10 protein-coding genes and 11 pseudogenes are annotated in these 20389 nt (G+C 63.9%); 15 read left to right on the top strand and 6 right to left on the bottom strand.

The window, feature by feature from the left end; translation table 11 throughout:
• Nucleotides 1-57: 57 nt before the first annotated feature.
• Complete coding sequence (locus U8D42_RS00170; RefSeq protein ID WP_174900762.1) at nt 58-1257, bottom strand: IS110 family transposase; 1200 nt, start codon at nt 1255-1257, stop codon at nt 58-60.
• Nucleotides 1258-1497: 240 nt separating this feature from the next.
• On the opposite strand from U8D42_RS00170, the pseudogene U8D42_RS00165 reads away from it, so the two are divergent.
• From U8D42_RS00165 to U8D42_RS00135, 7 genes and pseudogenes are all read left to right on the top strand, one after another.
• Nucleotides 1498-2097, top strand: a pseudogene (locus tag U8D42_RS00165) (TetR/AcrR family transcriptional regulator); the annotation flags it as partial.
• A 445-nt stretch (nt 2098-2542) separates the two neighbouring features.
• Nucleotides 2543-2776, top strand: a pseudogene (locus U8D42_RS00160) (metal-dependent hydrolase); the annotation flags it as partial.
• 239 nt (nt 2777-3015) lie between these two features.
• A complete protein-coding gene (locus tag U8D42_RS00155) occupies nt 3016-4362 on the top strand; it encodes an IS110 family transposase (protein WP_007168418.1) in 1347 nt (448 codons plus the stop codon).
• 120 nt (nt 4363-4482) lie between these two features.
• Nucleotides 4483-5136 carry a metal-dependent hydrolase gene (locus U8D42_RS00150; protein ID WP_230487606.1) on the top strand — a complete coding sequence of 218 codons (654 nt, stop codon included), beginning with the start codon at nt 4483-4485 and terminating at the stop codon, nt 5134-5136.
• Between the two features lie 48 nt (nt 5137-5184).
• Nucleotides 5185-6074 (top strand): annotated as a pseudogene (locus U8D42_RS00145) (metal-dependent hydrolase).
• A 21-nt stretch (nt 6075-6095) separates the two neighbouring features.
• Nucleotides 6096-7673, top strand: a complete 1578-nt coding sequence (locus U8D42_RS00140; protein WP_007168414.1) for a flavin-containing monooxygenase — start codon at nt 6096-6098, stop codon at nt 7671-7673.
• On the top strand, nt 7670-8623 hold the full coding sequence (locus U8D42_RS00135) for an SDR family NAD(P)-dependent oxidoreductase (RefSeq protein WP_007168413.1): 954 nt from the start codon (nt 7670-7672) through the stop codon (nt 8621-8623). The genes U8D42_RS00140 and U8D42_RS00135 overlap by 4 nt, the downstream gene beginning before the upstream one ends.
• 300 nt (nt 8624-8923) lie before the next feature.
• Here U8D42_RS00135 and U8D42_RS00130 read toward each other — a convergent pair.
• Nucleotides 8924-10282, bottom strand: a pseudogene (locus U8D42_RS00130) (IS1182 family transposase); the annotation flags it as partial.
• A 333-nt stretch (nt 10283-10615) separates the two neighbouring features.
• On the opposite strand from U8D42_RS00130, the pseudogene U8D42_RS00125 reads away from it, so the two are divergent.
• The 3 pseudogenes from U8D42_RS00125 to otsB form a co-directional block, all read left to right on the top strand.
• Nucleotides 10616-10843 (top strand): annotated as a pseudogene (locus tag U8D42_RS00125) (IS1595 family transposase); the annotation flags it as partial.
• Nucleotides 10844-11001: 158 nt separating this feature from the next.
• Nucleotides 11002-12340, top strand: a pseudogene (locus tag U8D42_RS00120) (wax ester/triacylglycerol synthase domain-containing protein).
• A 41-nt stretch (nt 12341-12381) separates the two neighbouring features.
• Nucleotides 12382-13541 (top strand): annotated as a pseudogene (gene otsB, locus U8D42_RS00115) (trehalose-phosphatase).
• Between the two features lie 147 nt (nt 13542-13688).
• On the opposite strand, the gene U8D42_RS00110 reads toward otsB, so the two are convergent.
• The 3 genes from U8D42_RS00110 to U8D42_RS00100 form a co-directional block, all read right to left on the bottom strand.
• Entirely contained in the window at nt 13689-14081 is a 393-nt protein-coding gene (locus U8D42_RS00110; RefSeq protein ID WP_007168407.1) for a type II toxin-antitoxin system VapC family toxin, read from the bottom strand.
• Nucleotides 14081-14356: a type II toxin-antitoxin system Phd/YefM family antitoxin gene (locus U8D42_RS00105; protein ID WP_007168406.1), complete on the bottom strand. Its 276-nt coding sequence runs from the start codon at nt 14354-14356 to the stop codon at nt 14081-14083. Before U8D42_RS00105 ends, U8D42_RS00110 begins: the two co-directional genes overlap by 1 nt.
• Nucleotides 14357-14508: 152 nt before the next feature.
• Nucleotides 14509-15381 carry a MaoC/PaaZ C-terminal domain-containing protein gene (locus U8D42_RS00100; RefSeq protein WP_007168405.1) on the bottom strand — a complete coding sequence of 291 codons (873 nt, stop codon included), beginning with the start codon at nt 15379-15381 and terminating at the stop codon, nt 14509-14511.
• An 82-nt stretch (nt 15382-15463) separates the two neighbouring features.
• Here U8D42_RS00100 and U8D42_RS00095 point away from each other — a divergent pair.
• The 5 genes and pseudogenes from U8D42_RS00095 to U8D42_RS00080 form a co-directional block, all read left to right on the top strand.
• Nucleotides 15464-16167, top strand: a pseudogene (locus U8D42_RS00095) (histidine phosphatase family protein).
• Between the two features lie 52 nt (nt 16168-16219).
• A pseudogene (locus U8D42_RS29295) lies at nt 16220-16327 on the top strand (NAD-dependent epimerase/dehydratase family protein); the annotation flags it as partial.
• Nucleotides 16306-16950, top strand: a complete 645-nt coding sequence (locus U8D42_RS00090; RefSeq protein WP_019731991.1) for an integrase catalytic domain-containing protein — start codon at nt 16306-16308, stop codon at nt 16948-16950. The pseudogene U8D42_RS29295 and the gene U8D42_RS00090, both read left to right, overlap by 22 nt.
• 171 nt (nt 16951-17121) lie before the next feature.
• Nucleotides 17122-18237, top strand: a pseudogene (locus U8D42_RS00085) (ISL3 family transposase); the annotation flags it as partial.
• A 65-nt stretch (nt 18238-18302) separates the two neighbouring features.
• A pseudogene (locus tag U8D42_RS00080) lies at nt 18303-18536 on the top strand (transposase); the annotation flags it as partial.
• Nucleotides 18537-19238: 702 nt separating this feature from the next.
• Here U8D42_RS00080 and U8D42_RS00075 read toward each other — a convergent pair.
• Nucleotides 19239-20381: an acyl-CoA dehydrogenase family protein gene (locus tag U8D42_RS00075; protein WP_033712837.1), complete on the bottom strand. Its 1143-nt coding sequence runs from the start codon at nt 20379-20381 to the stop codon at nt 19239-19241.
• Between the last annotated feature and the right edge of the window lie 8 nt (nt 20382-20389).

The following is a 20389-nucleotide window of genomic DNA, read 5'->3' as shown; positions in this document are numbered from 1 at the left end:
AAGAAGTGATGTTCACTGTACACTTGCCCGGAACGAAGGAGAATCTCAATGACGTTGTCAAGCCGCCGCAGTAGTGGTTGCGGGTTGGTAGACAGCGTGGTCGCGCAGCATGGCCCACAGGACGTTGAGGCGCCGGCGGGCCAGGGCGAGGATGGATTGGGTGTGGGTTTTGCCTTCGGCTCTTTTGCGGTTGTAGTAGGTCCGGGATGCGGGGTCGGTACGGATGGCGATTTGGGCGGACAGGTAACAGGCTCGCAGCAGTCGTCGGTCGTAGCGGCGGGGGCGTTTGAGATTGCCGCTGATGCGCCCGGAATCCCGCGGTACCGGGGCCAGCCCGGACACGCCGGCAAGACGATCGACGGAGTCGAAAGCGCTCATGTCGCCGCCGGTGGCGGCGAGGAACTCGGCGCCGAGTATGACGCCGAAGCCGGGCATGCTCAGGAGGATCTCGGCGTGGCGGTGGCGGCGAAATCGGTCCTCGATCATCGTGTCGGTTTCTGCGATTTCGGTGTCGAGGGTCATCACCTCCTTAGCCAGGCGGGCGACCATGGCGGCGGCGAGGTTTTGGCCGGGCACGGTGGTGTGTTGGGCGCTGGCGGCCTCGATAGCCGTGGCCGCGACAGCAGAGGCGTTGCGGGCCTTGCGTTTATGCAGCCAAGCTGTCAGGCGGGCAGCGCCGGCGCGGCGCAGCCCGTCGGGGGTTTGGTAGCCGGTCAACAGGATCAGCGCGGCCTTGCTGGCGCTGTAATCGAAGCCGCGTTCCAGGGCGGGGAAGTACTCAAGCAGCTGGGCACGCAGCCGGTTGATCACCCGGGTGCGATCGGCGACCAGGTCGGTGCGCCGAGCGGTCAGGATGCGCAGCTCGACCGCGATGTCATCACCGGGTCGCAGCGGCTGCAGGTCGCGGCGCATCCGAGCTTGGTCGGCGATGACGGCGGCGTCCTTGGCGTCGCTTTTGCCGTCGCCACGGTAGCCGGCCGAGGCGTGGTAGATGGTGCGGCCGGGGATGTAGAGCAGCCGCTGCTCGGCGGCGATGAGCAAGGTGATCAGCAGCGCGGCACCACCGGCGTTCAGGTCGATCGCCCAGGTAACTTCACCGCCGTCGGATTGCGCCGCTACTGCGTCGATCAGCTCCAGCAGTGCGGTTTCGTCGTTGGCTACCCGTTGCGACAGCAGTCGCTGACCCTCCGCATCGATAGCCACGCAATGGTGGTCGGACTTCCCGGCATCGACACCGGCCCAGACCTGTTGGCTCACAGCCACCTCCGTGATCATTGGCATCCCTATCAACCCAGCAGACGACCACGCCGGCGTGTCCTTACACAGCGATCAAATCGCATCTCTCAATTAGCGGTCGAGTCGTCGCGGGACGTCGGGCGGCCAATCTCCTTCGGCCATGAAACACCGCAAACGCATGAAAGCCATACCCGACGTCCCTGGGCAGTTCGAAGCCTACGGCCGAGGGCAACAACCACCCTGCAAGAAAGGTAAGGACGCATGGGACCGTTCGCCGATCCACGCGCAGGCGCAGACGACCTGACCGCGAAGGCGCGCATTCGCAACGCCGCGATGGACCTGTTCGCGGAGTTCGGGGAGGACCGCACGTCGATGCGAAATATCGCCTCGAGAGCCGGCGTCACGGTCGGGCTGGTTGTCCACCACTTCAAGACCAAGGACGGAATCCGCCGCGCCGTTGAACAACTCGTCGTCGACTACTTCGCGCAGACGATCGCGCAGGTCCCCGTTGATGGAACACCAAGACAAGTCGCCACGGCGCGTGACGTGGCTGTGAAGGAGATGCTCGAATCGAACCCAGCCGTCGTCAACTATCTGCGCCGCGCGCTACTGGACCCCGCAGGGTCTAAAGGCCAACTGCTCCAGCGATTGACAGAGCTGACCCGAACGGAGCTCATCAAAGCCCGCGACGCCGGTATCGCAAATGCGGAGCGAAGCGGATCCACCCAGATCATCGACATCATGGTCCGACAGCTGGGACAGCTCTTCCTGCAACCGATGATCGACACCATGTGGGATCAAGTCTCCCGCCCAGACGAGTCAGACGACGACAAACCGACACTGCACGTCGCCGTTCGCTCCAGTGGCCCAGCACCTTCAGCGCGTCATAGGAATACTTCGGCTTGCGCTGCCGGCGAGGTCGTTTGGCGACCTGCCGGCCCGCTCCCGGCGGCCGGGCCGCGGCCGTCAACCGGCGCCGAGCATTGTCACGCGACCAGCCGGTGACCTCCACCACCTGATCCAGAATCTGCCCCTTATTCGCCTTCGACGCCTTCACATACGCCTTGGCGAACTTCGCGGTGATCTCGGCACGAGACGACATCGACAGCCCACTCTCCATGCCTGGCGGGGATCACCGTTTCGCGGGCATTCTTACGTGATGCACCGAGGGCGTTTCGCGGGCACTTTTCGTGATGCTTGCCGGATGCTTGCCGACCTCGTGGATCCGCAGTAGCGTGGTTCCAACACCTAGTACTATTGGTACCTGGAACTACACGTCACACGTTCAAGGAAGGGGCTAGCATTCATGGCGAGTGACCACGCAAGGCAAGAGGCAAAGTCGGTGACCGCAGCGAGCGCTGGATCCCGTTATCCGAGGACCCGACGGATAAGCTTTCCGTTTGGCGGCGACGGCGGCACACACGGCAAGTACTTCGTCAACGACGACATCGTGTTCAGCCACTTCGTGGCGAACCTATCGGGTGCGTTCCCGTCAGGGGAGGAGTTGTTTATTCGGTCGGTGCGTCGATTCTCAGATGAGCCCCCTGTTTCCCTTCGGGTGACGCCTCGCAGGCGTGAAAATGGGGGTCGGGTTGCCTGCCGACGCCGACGTTAACTTGGGTTTTGTGAGCCTGTTGATGAGCCTGGTGCCGGGGCCCGACCTGGAAGGGTCACGCACTGTTGCTTCGAGCACGCCGGTCAGAATTTCGATTCCCTGAACCGAGGCCCCCGGGCGGCCCGCCTTGTTGAGAGCGTCGATGTTGATGGAGGGCAAGCGAGTTGAAGCAGCAGCAGCCGGAGGAGATTGCTGACACCGAGCATGAGTTGGTGATCGAGCGTGTGTGCGCGATCGATGTAGCCAAGGCCTCGGGCAAGGTGTGCGTGCGTGTGGGCAGCCGCGCGGGCAGGCGGGTCAGCAAAGTGTGGGACGTGGCCGCCACGTCCGGCGCAGTCGGTGAGTTGACCGACTACCTCGTTGACGAGCGGATTGAGAAGGTCACTGTGGAGTCCACGTCGGATTACTGGCGGATCTGGTACTACCTGCTGGAGGCGGCCGGGCTCGACGTGCAGCTGGTCAACGCCCGCGACGTGAAGAACGTGCCCGGTCGGCCCAAAACCGACAAACTCGACGCGGTCTGGCTAGCCAAGCTCACCGAGAAAGGTCTGCTGCGGCCAAGTTTCGTGCCGCCGGCGCCGATCCGCGAGTTACGCGACTACACCCGGTTACGGATCGATATGACTCGCGAACGTTCCCGGTACTGGCAACGGATCGAGAAGCTGCTCGAGGACGCGCTGATCAAGGTGTCGTCGGTGGCCTCGACTCTGGACACCCTGTCGGTGCGCGACATGCTCAAGGCGCTGATCGCTGGCGAGCGGGACCCGCGCCGGCTGGCCGGGCTGGCGCGCGGCAAGATGAGACCCAAGCAAGCCGCTCTGGTCGAGGCGCTGACCGGCAGATTCGACGATCACCACGCCGAACTTGCCCAGATGCTGCTCGATCAGATCGACGCGCTGGACGCCAAGATCGGCAGGCTCACCACCCGCATCGACCAACTGTTGGCTGCAATGGAGCCCGAACCTGTCAACGGTGGGGACGCCACCGGCGGAGCAAACCCCGCTTCGCGCAAAGCCGGCGAGTTGACCACGATCGACCGACTCGATGAGATTCCCGGCGTCGGCCCGGTGAACGCGCAGATCATTCTCGCCGAGATCGGGCTCGACATGAGCCGGTTCCCCACGGCCGGACACCTGGTGTCGTGGGCAAAACTGTGTCCACGCACCATCCAGTCCGGTCCGGTGCAACGTTCGGGCAAGGCGGGCAAAGGCAACCCATATCTGAAAGGTGCTCTCGGCGAAGCCGCGACAGCCGCTGCCAAGACCAACACCTTCCTCGGTGAACGCTATCGGCGCATCGTCAAACGCCGCGGCAAGCTCAAGGCCCTCGTCGCTGTTGCCCGATCCATCCTGGTCATCATCTGGAACCTGCTGCACGACCCCACGGCCCGTTTCCACGATCTCGGTGCCGACTACCACGCGACCCGCATCAACACCGAACGCCGGACCCGTAACCACGTCGCGCAGCTCGCAGCCCTGGGCTATCGCGTCACCCTCGAACCCGTCGCCTGACACCGGCCAACTCCCACAACACAACCCGACAACTGCGAGAAAGAACACCCGGCTGCGCCGGGTGGCTCCGCCGCGTCCGGTCACCTGGGTCTATTTTCCGGTCAGGTCACCGATCCCACGTTGAAGAAACGGGTGGCGGGCTTCATCGGCCAGGAATCGGTCCACGGACAGCAACACCGCCTGCTGAACGAGAAACTCATCGACATGGGTTACCCGATCGCTTGGTGGGATTCGAAGAAGTTTAACGACTGGGTCAAGCGACTGGAGGAGCGGCTGCCTGCGCGGCTACCCCTGGCGGTAACAGCAGCTGCAGAACACTTCACCGCCGTACTTGCTGAGCGCACGCTGGGCGAAGAGGAAATCCAGGCGATTCCGGGCGAGTTGCAGGTGTGGAACGTGCTGAACTGGCATGCCGTGGAGGAACTTGAGCACAAATCGGTCGCATTCGATGTCTTCCGCACGGTGGCGGGAGGTACGGAGCGGATGCGCAGGAGTGTGATGGCCGTGATGATTCCGACCCTGCTTCTCCTCATAGCCGTCACATTGGTTTACTCGCTGGCGCACGACCCGGATGGGCGTCGTCAGCCGCTACGGGTGATACGGGAGGCCTATCGGCTGTACCGTGGCCCCATCTTCCGGGGTTTGATCCCAGACCTTACGAAATATCTGCGACCGGGATTCCATCCTGACGACATCGACACGAACGCGTTGTTGGAGCACTGGCAAGAGGAACTCTTCGGCACCGACGGAGAACTCGTCGGCTACCTGAAGTGATTGCGAACATCCACAACAAAAGGGATTGCCATGGTAGCTAGTCAGGCAATGGCTGCGAAAAGCGGAACAGCAGCCGAAAAAGTAGCCGAGAGTACGTATCCTAAGGCTCGGCGGATTCGGTTTTGGTTCGGCGATCCCGAGCCGATGGACCACCATTTCGTTGAGGGCAATATCGTGTTCAGCCACCTTGTGGCGTTGCTGTCCGGCGTGTTTCCGCCAGGTGAGGAGTTGTTTATCCGGTCGGTTCGGCGCTTTGCCGATCAGATGACCGATCCGGTACTGATGAAGCGGGTGGCCGGATTCATTTGGCCAGGAGTCGGTGCACGGCCAGGAACACCGCCGGCTCAACGAGAAGCTCATCGAGATGGGCTACCCGATTGTCCGGCTGTTTATGTTCCCGCATGACAGCCGCCGGGAGCCGGTTGATCGTGCGAATTGAGAACCTGCTGCCAGCGCGGGTACCCCTGGCGGTCACGGCGGCGGCCGAGCACTACACCGCGACACTGGCTGAGCGCATGCTGGGCGAAGAGATACAAAAGATTCCTGGCGATCCCGAGGTGCGAAACCTGCTCAACTGGCACGCGGTGGAAGAGCTGGAACATAAGTCGGTGGCGTTCGACGTCTACCGGGCCGTCGATGGGCCGGAGTGGCTCCGGATCGGGGTGATGGCGGTGCTGTACATCCTGACGATCCCGGTGGTGTCGATCGGGGTGCTGTTGTCTATTTTGGCCGATCCGCGGGGATGGCGCCCGATCAAAGTGGCGCGTCAAACGCGTGCGGTGTTCCGGGACCCGTTGGTGCAGGGGCTGATGGCCGATCTGCGCATGTACCTAAAGCCGGGCTTCCATCCCGACGACATCGACACGACCGCGCTGGTGCAGCAGTGGCGGCAGGAGCTGTTCGGCGACGACGGTGCCCTTGTCGGTCATCTCAAGTAGCAGGAAGGCCATGAGTTCAAGTTGAGTACAACGATCGACATCGAGCAGTTACCGACTGTCGAGCGTGTCACTCCAGACCATGAAGTCGTGATCGTCGGCGCTGGATTCGGCGGTATCGGTGCTGGTATCTCCTTGCAACGCAGAGGCATTCACGACTTCGTGATTGTCGACAAGTGGGATCAGGTGGGCGGCACCTGGCATGCGAACACTTATCCGGGTGTGGCGGTGGATATTCCCTCGTTTGTCTACAGCTTTTCCTACGAGCAGCGTGGTGATTGGTCGCGGATCTTCGCTCCGGGTTACGAGCTTCGCGATTACGCCAGCGACCTTGTGGACAAGTACGGCCTAGCTCAAAAGTTGCGGCTGAACACTACGATCACCTCGGCGGTGCTCGATGAGCGCAATAGCCTATGGCGATTGACTACCGACGCCGATCAGGAGATTACCGGCCGAAATGTAGTCATGGCGGTCGGTGGCCTCGAACGCCCGAAGATGCCTGATATCCCGGGTCTCGACGAGTTCGGGGGTGTGCTCATGCACACCGCACTCTGGGACCATGACGTGGCGCTGGCGGGCAAGCGCGTCGCGGTCATCGGCACTGGCGCAACGGCGCTGCAGGTCGTCCCGGCCATTGTCGACGAAGTCGAACATTTGACAGTCTTCCAACGAACACCGATATGGGTGTTCCCAAAACCTGACAAGGAGGTCACGTCCGCCATCCGGTGGGTTCTGGGGCGTAAGCGAATCCGTTCGGGTATCCGCCTGGTGGGAACCGTCGCAACCGAGGTCGGCATGGCCGGGATGTGGGTCGGTCCACAGTGGCTGACGAACGCGAGCCGCCGGATGCTTGAGGTTCCTACCCGCCGCTGGATGCGCCGCCAGATCGATGACCCGGTCGTTCGGGAGAAGCTGATCCCACGCTACGGGTTAGGCTGCAAGCGCCCGTCGATGTCAAACGACTACTTGCGTACCTTCAACCGCGACGACGTCAGCCTGGTCACCGATGCGATCGAGTGCATTACCAAGAAGGGGGTACGGACGGCGGACGGCGTGGAGCACGAGATCGACGTGTTGATCTGCGCGACCGGGTTCAAGCTGTGGGAGGCGGGCGCGGTGCCTCCCTTCCCCGTCATCGGGCGGGGCGGCGTCGATCTCGGGCGGTTCTGGAGTGAGCAGAGATACCAGTCGTACCAGGGTGTTTCGGTTCCCGGATTTCCGAACATGTTCTCAATCACCGGGCCCTACGGATTCGTGCTCGGCTCGTACTTGTGGATGATCGAAGCGACATCGGCTCACCTGAGCCGCGCCATAGCCGAAGCGAAGCGCCGCGGTGCAACGGTCTGCGAGATTCGTCAGGAAGCCCACGACGAGTATTTTCGGAAATGCCTGAAGCGCCAACAGAATAACTTCCTGTTCACTCCGGCGTGTGCGGGTTCGAACACCTACTACATTAATAACCAGGGCGATTCACCGTTTCGGCCGTCGACGCACGGCGAAATGTACTGGCAGAACCGCTATTACAACCTTGATGTCTACCGATACAGCAGGGGCGTTGCGGTTCTGGACGCAGCCGCGGCCATGACGAAGGAGAGCCTGTGAAGTTCAACCGATTGCGACCGCGCCTGGTGGTGGTCACCGGGGCTGGAAGCGGCATTGGCCGGGCGACAGCGATCAGGTTCGCTAAGCTCGGCGCCCACGTCGTGGTCTCCGACATCGATCTGGATGCGGCACAAGCGACCACCGCGATGATCCGCGGTTACGGCCTCGGCGCGTCGGCGGCGCAGTTGGACGTCACCGACCCCGACGCCTGGGCGGTGTTCGGTCGCGATGTGTTAGCCGATCACGGTTACACCGATGTATTGGTCAACAACGCAGGTATCTTGGTGGGCGGCCACTTTTTGCAGCTGAGTCCCTCGGATTGGGACCGCCAACTCGGTGTGAACCTAATGGGTGTCGTCCACGGATGTCGTGTGTTCGGCGCCCAGATGGTTGAGCGCGGCGGTGGCCACATCGTCAACATCGCGTCAGCGGCGGCGTTCACACCCACGCCGGTGATGGCGCCGTACTCGGTGTCCAAGGCGGGCGTGAAGATGCTGACCGAGTGCTTGCGGCTCGAACTCGGACCGAGAGGCATCGGCGTCAGCGCCGTGTGCCCGGGTGTGATCAACACCAACATCGCTGATCGCGCGATCGTAGTCGGCGTCGATCAGAACCTGATCGAACAAGGAAAGCAGTTCACGAAGAAGCTCCAGGAATTTAGCGAGAAGTTTAGGGTCTCGCCGATGAGCTCGGACCTCGTAGCTCGTGCCGTCGTACGTGCGGTACGGTTTGATTTGGCGGTCGTGCCGGTGCGCACCGAGGCCTGGCTGGGCTATTTCATGCTCCGTATCGCCCCTGGTGTCAACCGCCGTATGATGCAGCCATTCTCGGTGGACGCATTTCAGCGGCTGGGTGCTCGCCTGTCAAAGACAGTGGGTGCTGCGGACCAGGGTGAGCTTGCCGCCGGTGGAGCCGAGGCGGCGGCACCGGTCACCAGCACGGGAAAGTAGGGTGCGGGCTGATCAGCGGCCAATCGTAGGTGCTCTGCCGTCAATACGCCGTGCAGCTCGGGTGAAGGGGTTCCCCTGATTCCGTGGGGACTTGACTTGTAGTGATCTTGATTCCTGCTGCCCCCGGCTAGGTGCGTGGGTCGGTAACGGATTTGTCGGGTCGGCAGGTGGATTTGTCCTGGACGGAGGGCATCGGGCGGCGTTTTGTTGGCCTGGTGGTGTGATCGGGCGGGCCGCATTCCGCGGGATGGCGGATCGGTGGCCGTAACTCGCTGCGCACGACCCTTTCAGCCGGCCGCAGCCTGCGCTGCAATGTTGTAGTAGGAGGGTTCGCAGGTTGTGGCAGGCGGCGAGCAGGCGCCATTCGGCGCGGGCGTGATGGTGGCCGCGGAGCAGGAGTCGACTCGCCCCCTGGGTGGTCTTCATCTGCCCGAACACCGGCTCGACGATCACCTTGCGCCGCGAATATGCGGCCTTGCCCTTCTTGGTGCGAAGTTTGCGGGCCATCCGCGCCTTTGGTGTCGCATTTTTCGGTGTCCGTCCCCGTGGCGCGTCGGGAACCTGCTCGCCGTGGGCGAGCCGGCCGGTCGCGATCAGCGGATCGGTGCCCGCCTTGTGGGCGGCGTCGATGTTGTTCTCACTGAAGTAGCCGGCGTCGGCGAGCGTCTGACGCGGTGTGGTCGCGGTGTTGGTGATGGTCTGGGCGAGCAGCTCGCCGAATGCGGGGTTGTCGGCGCCGGATTCGGCGAAGTCGGTCGCAACGATCACCTGATGTTCTTCATCGACGACGGCCTGCGCGTTGTAACAGTAGTGGAAGCTGCCGTCGGCGGTCTTCATGATCTGGGCGTCAGGGTCGGTGAAGTTGCGCTGCGCCTTGGGCTTGACGGTCGCGCACTGTGCTGCCTGCTCGGCGGCCCGCGCGGCCGCGTCGTCATCATGGCCGGCGTTTTGCGCCCTTGCCCGGGCCTTGTCCGCGGCCTGGTCTTTGGCGTGTTGTTCCAGGTCGGCCTTGGCCTTGCGGATCTTGGCCAGCCGGCTCTCACGGCGGGCCAATTCGCCCTGCAGGTCACCGCCACGATTGTCCGGGCCGTGGGCCTGGTCCTCGTCGATATCGACGCGTTCGGCCTCCCGCATGATCTGCTCGACCTGGGTTTGCAGGGCCGGCTCCGCCTCGCACATCCGGTCATAGCTCATCGCCTTGTGACGGGAGGCATTGGCCTTGACCTTGGTGCCATCGAGGGCCACCCGGCCCATCGTGACCATGCCCGCCTGCTGGCACAGGGTCAGCGCCTGCAGGAACAGGGCTTCCAGCGCGGCGAGGTGACGGCGCCGAAAGCGGGCGATGGAGCGAAAGTCCGGTGCGGTGTTGGCGGCCAGGTACCGAAACGCCACATCGTCATGGCAACGGGCTTCGATCTTGCGAGATGAACGAACCCCGCTGGTGTACCCGTAGAGCAGCAGCTTGAGCATCAGCCGCGGGTGATACGGCGGAAAGCCCCGGGCCTCGCTGTAGGAGGCGAAAAACACTGCCAGATCAAGCACCTCATCGACCAACTCGGACACAAACAACGCCAGATGATCGTCAGGCAACCAATCCCGCAACGACGGCGGCATCAAAAACGACTGATCCTGGTCATAGGCCCGAAACGTCTTGTCCACCGAAACCTCGCCCGGTGACGATGACGAGCGAGGCCGCGCGGACTCGGTCTCAAACAGCTGATCCTGGGCCGTCATCAAATCCATGGACACAGTTTTCCCGACCATCCACGTCGCCATCAGCGTGACACACCAACAACTCGTGGATACCGACCCACGCACCTAGGTGAGCGGGGGGGTAGGGCGCAGAGCGCGCTACCTGAGCAGAAGCGCGGCGAGCTGCTTCACGTGGGTGCGTCCGCGGTCGCCGTCTTCGAGTGCTTCGAGCCAGCGAGCAGGGATGGATTCAACGCCGTCGCGGGCGCCGACGATCGCTCCTGTCATGGCCGCTACACCCGCGTGGAACGCGAGCACCTGCAGTACTACCTCGACGAGTTCACCTTCAGATTCAATCGCCGCAGGTCAAAAGCCCGCGGAATGCTCTTCTACCGACTCCTGCAACAAAGCGTCAACACCGATCCCCACCCACTAGCCGACCTCATCGGCGCCGCCGAAGGCCAAGAGCAAACTCTGCGAGCAACTGCTAAACCACTGCCCGGCAGTACTTTTGACGAATTTTTTTAAGCAAACGAGTCCACTTAAGCAGATAAGCAATAAGTATGTTCGACTTAGGCGAGCTGTTTAACGGGTCTAAACACATTCTTAACGCTCCTGGCCTACCGCCCCGGAGGTCCCGCGCAAATACTGGTACAAGTGCGAGAAACGAGGGGCGGGGACTGCGCATGGCGCAAGCGATAACACTGGATACGGCGTACCTGAGAGCTCAAGATCCCGATCAGTACGCCAGCCTGGTGATCGGCGCGGTCGCCATCGTCGATGGTGGCGTCCCCGATTACGCACTGCTGAAACAGCTGCTGGCGGAACGGATTCAGTCGATACCGCGCTGCACACAGGTGCTGCGGACGCAGAGCTTCGAGTGGATCGACTGTCCCGGATTCGACCTGGCCCATCATGTGCGCTGGGTGGCGATTCCGCGCCCGGGCGACGACGCCCAGCTGTCCGGCGCGATCGCCCACGCCCTGGAGCGTCCCCTCGACCTGGACCGTCCGCCGTGGGAGTGCTGGGTGATCGAGGGCCTGAAAGGCGGCCGGTGGGCAATCTTGATGAAGATCCACCACGGCTTGGCCGACGGGAACTCAGCCGCCCACCTGCTCACCCGGCTTTGCGACGACGCCGACCACGATGCATTCGCGAACGGTGTTGGCGACAAACATGATTCGCCGCCGCAGGCCTCGAAGCGCGGCTGGCCCCTGGAGTGGGCTGGGGCACTCGCCGGCAACTTCGTCGGGGCGATCTGGCCGACGGCACGGCCCTCGGTCGACCCGGTCCTGCGGCGCTACAGCACGGTGCGCGTCCCGATTGCCGACGTCGAGTGCGTGTGCCGCAAATTCGGTGTGACCGTCAACGATGTCGCGCTGGCGGCCATCACCGAGGGCTTCCGAAGGGTTCTGCTACGCCGCGGCGAAGAACCGCGGGCGGACTCGCTGCGCACCCTGGTGCCGATGCCGGTACGTTCGGCACTACTGCCATACCTGCCCGTCGAGCATGACGACCCGGTCCAGCAATTGCGGACCGTGCACAGCCGGTGGAAAGCGCAGCACGCCGACAAATCTCCGCCCGGTATCGTGGAGTCTGCGATCAATTGTCTGCCAACTATGCTGCGCGGCAACCTCATACAACTGTTACCCAGGCTCCCGCAGCGCGGCCTCGTAACGCTGGCGAACCACGCGCCCGGGCCTCGCCATCAGCTGCGGCTGATGGGCCAGACGATGGAGCGCCTGCTGCCGATCCCCCCGATCGCCTTGCAGCTGAGCACCGGGGTCGCGATGCTCAGCTACGGCGACGAATTGGTATTCGGGCATCACCGCCGAATACGACGCCACGGCCGACGTCAAGCAGCTGGCAGCCGGTATCGAGCTGGGCATGGCACGGATGGTGGCGCTCAGCCAGGATTCGGTGTTGCTGTTCAGCAAGGACCGCCGGCGCACGCGCGCGGCGCGCGCGTTTCCGGGCCAGGCGCAGCGGCCGCGACCGTCGGCACCCACGCCGGCACGTCACTGACCCGCTCTCACCGGCGTTGAACACCGTGAGAAGGTTGGTCAATGCCGGTCACCATCGACCCGCGCCGCCATGACGCGGTGCTGTTCGACACCGCGTTGGACCGCACCCAGGCGCTGACCCGGCGATTGCGCGAAGCCGGCGTCGACACCGGCGTCTTCGCGTCGAACGGTAACGTCCGCGACACCCTGAGTGAGGCAGCAGACAAGCTGTCGGTCCGCCCGGGGCGATGCGCCGTCCTTACCGACAACGCGGCTTGCGTCCAGGCCGCGCGCGACGGCGGATTCGCGTTGGTCATCGGCCTCGACCGAACAGGGCAAAGTGACGCCCTGCGGCGCGTCGGCGCCGACGCCGTGGTCGGCGATCTGGATGAGGTCGCCGTGCGCACCGGGGACCACCGGATGTCCCAGCTACCCGATGCTGTGCAGGCCCTCGGTGCCCTCACCGACCGGAGGCCGGCCATATGTTCTTCGACTTCGACGGCACGCTGTCGGACATCGTCGACGATCCCGCCGCGGCCCGGCCCGTCGCCGCCGCGGTCGAGGCGCTGCGGAAGCTGGCCGCGCAATGCCCGGTCGCGGTTCTGTCCGGCCGCGACCTCGCCGACGTGTCACAGCGCCTCGGTGTGCCCGGGATCTGGTATGCCGGCAGCCACGGTTTCGAGCTGACCGCACCCGACGGCACACACCACCAGAACGACGCCGCGGCGGCGGCCACACCGGTGCTCGAACAGGCCGCCGCCGAGCTGCGCGACCGGCTCGACTCGATCCCCGGAGTTATGATGGAGCACAAGCGATTTGGCGTTGCGGTCCACTACCGCAACGCCGCGCGGGACCGCGTGGGCGAGGTTGCCGCGGCGGTGCGCGCGGCGGGCCGGCGGGACGGACTTCGGGTGACGACGGGTCGCGAAGTCATCGAGCTGCGTCCGGACATGGACTGGGACAAGGGAAAGACGCTTCGCTGGGTGATCGATCACCTGCGCGAGGCCGACGCGCGTCCGCTGGTGCCCATCTATCTCGGCGACGACATCACCGACGAGGACGCGTTCGACGCGGTCCGCGATGATGGTATCCCGATCCTGGTGCGACACAGCGAAGACGGCGACCGCGCCACCGCCGCGCTGTTTGCGTTGGACAGTCCCGCGCGCGCCGCCGAGTTCACCGAAAGGTTGGCACAGCGGTTAAGTGACGCCCGCGTAAATTAGCGACGGCAACGGTTCTAACGGCGCTCAGGGTGCCAACATTCGAGTGATCCAGCACGACGGTGTCCCCATTCGGCGGTGGCACGAGGTTGGCGCGACATGCCGGGACATGAAGCGTTGGCCGCCTCACGCGCCACCCTAGGTAGCCGATCAAGACGGGGCAATCACTGCCATGCCGAGCGCCTCGGCGGCGTCGCGCATGCGGTCGTCGTAAGTGCACAACCGGCCAAGATCCATGCCGAGCCGCTGGGCAGTCGCCAGGTGAATTGCATCGAGGGTGCGTAGCTCGATTGGCAGCAGCCCACCAGCAAGATCGAGCAATCGGTTGTCGATGCGTAGTAGGTCTAGGCTCGCGAGCGCCCGGCGTCCGGCTCTTCGGGCTGATTCACCCTTGTGGAGCAGAGCCCGCATGACCTCCGTCCGCGCAAGGGCACTCGACACCCGCGGCAGCCGGGTGCGAAGGTAGCGACGCAGCGCATCCGACTCTGGCTCACGAACTGCAAGCTTGACGATTGCGGACGAGTCCAGGTAGATGGCCGCCATCAACGCTCGTGCTCACGCAGGCGCGCAAGCGTCACGGACGGCAGCTCGATACCCGTTTTGAGTCGGACCGGCTCGGGAAGGTCATCAAAGTCAAGCGTCGCACGTTCGATCCCGCCGCTTGCCAGCATCTGCTGGTACGGACCGCCCTCCGGCATCGGCGAGAGAAGGGCGATAGGCCGACCACGGTCGGTGATCTCGATCGTCTCGCCGGCCTCGACCCGACGGAGGAGTTCGCTGGCCCGCTGCCGCAGCTCACGAACGCCCACCGTAGACATGTGCTAACTGTAGCACATAGCTGTTTAGCTTAGCGCCCGAGCGATCCCCCCGAAGCCCGCCGAATGCGGGACAGGTCATGGCTGGACGGCAGGCCAGGCGCACCAGTGAACGCCTGCGCGCCGGGGCGACGTACCGGGTTCTAAGCCATCGGCTAGGCCTCCGCGTACTCCACCGCGCCGTCGTCCAACACGATCCGCGCGTTCGCGCTTTCGGCGCCACAAGCCTCCGTCCGAAACACCGCCTTGCCCGGTTCCGTCCGCCAGATCAGCGTGGTCAGCGTCTCCCCTGGAAACACCGGCGAGGTGAATCGCGCCGCTATCGACGTGACGTTGGCGGCCACGCCCTTGCCCAGCTCGGCGACCAGCGCGCGGCCCGACACCCCGTAGGTGCACAGCCCGTGCAGGATCGGCTTCGGGAAACCGGCCATGTCCCTGGCGAACCACGGGTCGCTGTGCAGCGGGTTGCGGTCACCGGAGAGCCGATAGATCAGCGCCTGGTCCGCACGGGTGGGCAGCGCGATCCGGGCATCGGGCTCGCGGTCGGGAAACTCCGGCGCGATCGGCCGCTGACCCGGCACTCCCCCGAACCCGCCCTCGCCCCGGATGACCAACGTGGTGAGTGTCTCGGCGATCAGCTCCCCCGAGTCGGGGTCGGTGCCGCGGCCGCGCAGCACGATGATCGCGTTCTTGCCCTCGCCCTTGTCCTGGATGTCCGCGACCTCGGAGACCACGGACAGCTTGCCCGCCGGCGGCAGCGGTGCGTGCAGCCGGATGCCCTGCGACCCGTGTAAAAGCATGGCCCAGTTGAACTTTCCGATCTTGCCCGCCGCACCGAACGCCGGGCAGCAGATCACCGCATAGGTGGGCAGCACCTGCTGGGTGATGTCGTGGCTGTTTTCGGTGGTGAACGATAGGTCGTCAGTTCCGGCGCCGACACCGAGCGCGTAGAGCAGCGTCTCCCGGTCCGTCCATTCGAACAGCATCGGCTCCGTCGTCGCACCGACGGCACTCGGGTCAATCGCCATACGAGTCTCCCTTCAAGCTTTTCTGCCACCCAACCATCGCAAACCCTTCCCACCGGCACCGTCGGCGGGGCAGGCTATCGCCATGCGCAATCCCAGCTTGATCAGGAAGGCCTCAAAAGCGGTAGCCGTGCTGGCCGCAACGGTAATCGTCGGCGCCTGCGGCGGGTCACCGCAGGCCCACAGCATCACCGTGACGTTCGTCCGGCACGCGGAGTCCGAGACCAACGCCAGCGGCGTCATCGACACCGACGTGCCGGGCCCGGGCCTGACCCCGGAGGGCAAGGGGCAGGCCGAACAGGTCGCGCACCAACTCGCCCACAACAAGTACGACGCCGTCTACGCCTCCACCATGGTGCGAACGCAACAGACCGCCGCGCCGTTGGCCGCCGAACTCGGCAAGCAAGTCGAGGTGCTGCAAGGCATCCAAGAGATCAACGCCGGCTGGTACGAGGGCAAGCCCGTCTCGATGGCCCCCTCGACGTACCGGCGGACTGGCTCAACGGCGACGTCGGAGACCGCATCCCCGGGTCGATCACCGGCAAGGAGTTCAACGACTGGTTCACCGCGGCCGTGCAGAAGATCTACAACAGCGGCCACAACCAACCGGTGGTGTTCTCGCATCTGTACGCCATCGAGTACTGGACGCTGATGAACACGAAGAACGCCAAGGACAGCCTGGCGACCAGTCATCCGCTGCCCAACGTCGGCCGCGTGGTGATCACCGGAAACCCGATGACCGGCTGGACGCTGGTGGACTGGGACGGCATCCGCAACTTCGCCGGCTGATGCCTGGACAGCATGGTTGACGTGCGCGGTGTGACCCGCCACGATGGCTTGCATGCGCTATGTCGTTACCGGCGGTACCGGGTTTATTGGTCGCCGCGTCGTACCTCGCCTGCTGGAAACCCGGCCGGACGCGCAGGTGTGGACCGCTACAGCCCGCAGGTGCGTGCCGAGCTGTTGGCGATGAGCAGCGCGACGATCGACCGCTACCTGCGTGCGGTCAAGGCGCGCGACCAGATCAAGGGGAAATCGACCACCAAGGCCTCCCCGTTGCTGCGGTCTTCGATCAAGATCCGCAAGGCAACCGACGAGGTCGAGGGATCTCCGGGGTTCTTCGAAGGCGACACCGTCGCGCACTGCGGTCCAACCCTCAAAGGCGAGTTCGCCCGGACCGTCAACCTCACCGATATGCATATCGGTTGGGTCTTCACCCGCACCGAACGCAACAACGCCCACACTCACATCCTCGGCGCCCTCAAAGCCGGTGTCCATGAAATACCTTACGAGGTAACCGGTTTGGACTTCGACAACGGAACCGAATTCCTCAACAAGGCCGTCATCAAGTGGGCTGCGCAGATGGAGATCTTCTTCACCAGGTCGCGGCCGTACAAGAAGAACGATCAGGCCACAATCGAGTCCAAGAACAACCACCTCGTCCGCAAGTATGGGTTCTACTACCGCTATGACACCGACGAGGAACGTGCGGTGCTCAACCGGCTCTGGAGGCTGGTCAACGACCGGCTCAACTACCTGACGCCCACCATCAAACCGGCTCTGCGGAAATGAGCGTGCAGCAGTGGTTGGCGGATATCCGCGGTGGGGGTTCGTGTCGTTGAGCTGAGGTGGGGCCTCGGTGGGTGACGATTCAGGTTCCTACACGCCGCTTCACCAACACCACCGAGGTGACCCTTGCCTGAGGCTACTGCCTGCCCGCCGTCTGTTGTTGCCGACACGATCATGCGCACCATCGAGTTGGGGGTGACGATCACCGACGCCGCGGTCGACGAGAAGACGACGACGATCTTCTGCAGGCCGGTGGCCTGTGACGCCAGGTGTCCGGACTGCGGCCGGGAGGGCCGCTACCGCGACACTGTGACTCGGCCGTTGACGGATCTGCCGGTGGCCGGCTACCCGCTGGTGCTGCAGGGTGCCCTACCTCGCTACCGCTGCACAACGCCAGCGTGTGGGCGGGCAGTGTTCAACCAGGATCTGGGCAAGTTGGCGGCCCCGCGCTCATCGACGACGCGGCGCTGTGCCCGGTATGTATTGCGGCGGTTGATGATCGACCGCACCACCATTTCGGCGATCGCCGCCGAACTCGGGGTGTCCTGGCATACTGTCAGCTCCATCGCGATGCGTGCGACCGCCGGCCTGATCGCCACAACCGGGCCGGATCGGCTGGCCGGGGTGACGGTGATCGGTGTCGATGAGCATCGCTGGGCGCCTCGGCGTCGCGGCACAGAGGGGTTCGTCACGCTGATCATCGACCTCACGCCTACCCACGACCAGACCGGCCCGGCACGCCTGCTCGACCTGGTCGAAGGACGCTCAGCGACCGCACTGGCCACGTGGTTGGCCGCCCAACCCACCGACTTTGCCCGGGCCGTGGAGGTCATTGCGATGGACGGGTTCGCCGGCTACAAGACCGCCGCCACCGAGGTCATCCCGGACGCGGTCACCGTGATGGACCCCTTCCACGTTGTGGCTTTGGCCGGGACCAAGCTCGACCTGATCCGCCAACGCATCCAGCAGCAGACCCTGGGTCGGCGCGGACACACCGGTGACCCGCTCTATGGGATCCGGCGCATCGCCCGAACCCGCCTGCAGCTGCTCTCCCCACGCCAATACACCCGGCTGACCGAGGTGCTCGACGGCGACGACCATCTCGCCGTCAAGGTCGCCTGGCTGATCTATCAGAAGATCATCGCCGCCTACGCCGACCCGAACCGACGTCACGGCAAGAAGGCAATGACCAGGCTGATCGAGTCGATACGGCGCGGCGTACCCGCCGGATTGGAGGAGATCGCCCAACTCGGCCGCACGCTATCGCGCCGCCGCGCCGACATCCTGGCCTTCTTCGACCACCACGTCTCCAACGGACCCACCGAGGCCATCAACGGCCGCCTGGAAGTCGGCGCGGCGTACCCGCCGGATTGGAGGAGATCGCCCAACTCGGCCGCACGCTATCGCGCCGCCGCGCCGACATCCTGGCCTTCTTCGACCACCACGTCTCCAACGGACCCACCGAGGCCATCAACGGCCGCCTGGAAGCATTGCGCCGCAACGCCCTCGGATTCCGCAACCTCACCCACTACCGTTGGCGCTCACTACTACACAGCGGAGCACTCCACCAACTTGTCAATGCACTCTGAATTACGAAGAGCCATCAAACCCATCGGCTACGGCGCTGGCCGCGACGGCCAGCGCCGCCGCCTCTACGACGAGCCCATGACCCCACTGGACCGGCTGCTGGCAGCCGGGGTCCTCTCGCCAGCCCAAGAATCGGAGCTGCTTGCCTACCGCGACACCCTGAACCCCGCCGCGATCGCACGCCAGATCGCCGATCTACAAGCCGCCCTGCTCAGACTCGCCAAGAACAAGACCGAACACCTCTACCTCGCCGCCATCCCCACCGCCCTACCCGAGGTCAGATCCGGCATCCGCATCCAGAACAAGACCGCCAGTTGACCTCGTTTTCGCGGGCATTCCTTACGTGATGCATGGATCAGGTTTCGCGGGCAACTTGACGTGATGCATCACGCCCCCGACGCAGCATGTGAGAAGTTTCCTTACTGGAATCAAGATCGCCGAGGTCGGCAACGTGGGCTGACGGCGTTGCCGGATTCCGGGATTCACGTCGTGAGAACGAATCGTGGCGAGAGGACAGCTGCAGCCGGACACTCCTCGTCCGCGAATAAGCCCTGAGGCCAGGGGGAACCGCGGGAGCTTGACGGATCCGCCGTGTCCGCCGATACGGCACCGGGATGGCTTTTGTCTGCAGTGGAGCTTGCCTGTCTCGAATAGCAGATCCTCATCTGCGTTGATACACCGGGCGTTCGGTCGTCGCTATCTTGTCAAAGCGACCTCGAAATAATCTCTTTCATTATTTCGTTAGACCCCGCGTAGATTTTCTGTACTCGCTGATCAACCCAGAGACGCGAAATCGGATACTCCGTCATGTATCCGTACCCGCCGTGCAGCTGCAGGCAGTCGTCGAGGACTTTCATCGCCCGTTCCGTCGTCCACCATTTGGCCATCGCGACAGTTTGCACGTCGAGCTTACCGTCGAGATGCAGACAGATGCAGTGGTCGAGGAACACTCGCGCAATCCTTGTTTCGGTGGCGGCTTCAGCGAGGGTGAACTTGGTATTTTGGAACCCGAAGATCGTTCGCCCGAATGCTTCTCGTTGGCGCGTGTATTCGATCGTCTGGTGCAAGGCCAATTCCATGGCGGCAACCGCTCCGACCGCGACGATAAGTCGCTCCTGCGGCAGTTGCGTCATCAGCTGAAAGAAGCCTTGCCCCTCGGTGTCGCCTAGCAGATGCGTCTTGGGGACGCGCACGCCGTCGAAAAACAATTCAGATGTGTCCTGACCGCGCTGACCTATTTTGCTGAGGACTCGTCCTCTCCGGAACCCGGGGCGATCGGCTTCCACGACGATCAGCGAGATACCGCTGGCGCCTTGGGTATGGTCGGTCTTGGCCACGACGACGACGAGATCGGCTTGCTGACCATTGGTGATGAACGTCTTCGAGCCGGTGATGACGTACTCGTCCCCATCGAGGACGGCGCGCGTCTTCACGCTTTGAAGGTCAGATCCGGTTCCAGCCTCCGTCATCGCAATGGCACCGATCAATTCGCCCGACGCCATCTTGGGCAACCACTGCCTTTTCAGGTCTTCCCGTGCGTAGTGCAGGATGTAGTGTGCGACGATGCCGCTGTGCAGGCCGGCGCCCCACGAACTGTCCCCGATTCGAGCTTGCTCTTCGAGCAGAACTGCTTCGTGCGCGAACGTCCCGCCGCCGCCGCCGTATTCGACCGGCATCGACATGCACAGCAGGCCCAGCTCGCCTGCTCGTTCCCACACCGCCCGGTCGACATGGTGTTGCTCGGCGAAGCGCTCTGAGTGGGGTGCAATCTCAGTGGCAACGAACTTTGCGGCGAGATCACGAAGCGCTTCCAATTCCGGGCTGAGCCAAGGTGAGGCGACTGTCATGGTGTCCT

Source organism: Mycobacterium europaeum (assembly GCF_034555895.2).
Classification (GTDB): Bacteria; Actinomycetota; Actinomycetes; order Mycobacteriales; family Mycobacteriaceae; genus Mycobacterium; species Mycobacterium europaeum.
Note: the sequence above shows the minus strand (reverse complement) of the source record. Positions and strands in the feature narration are given on the sequence as shown.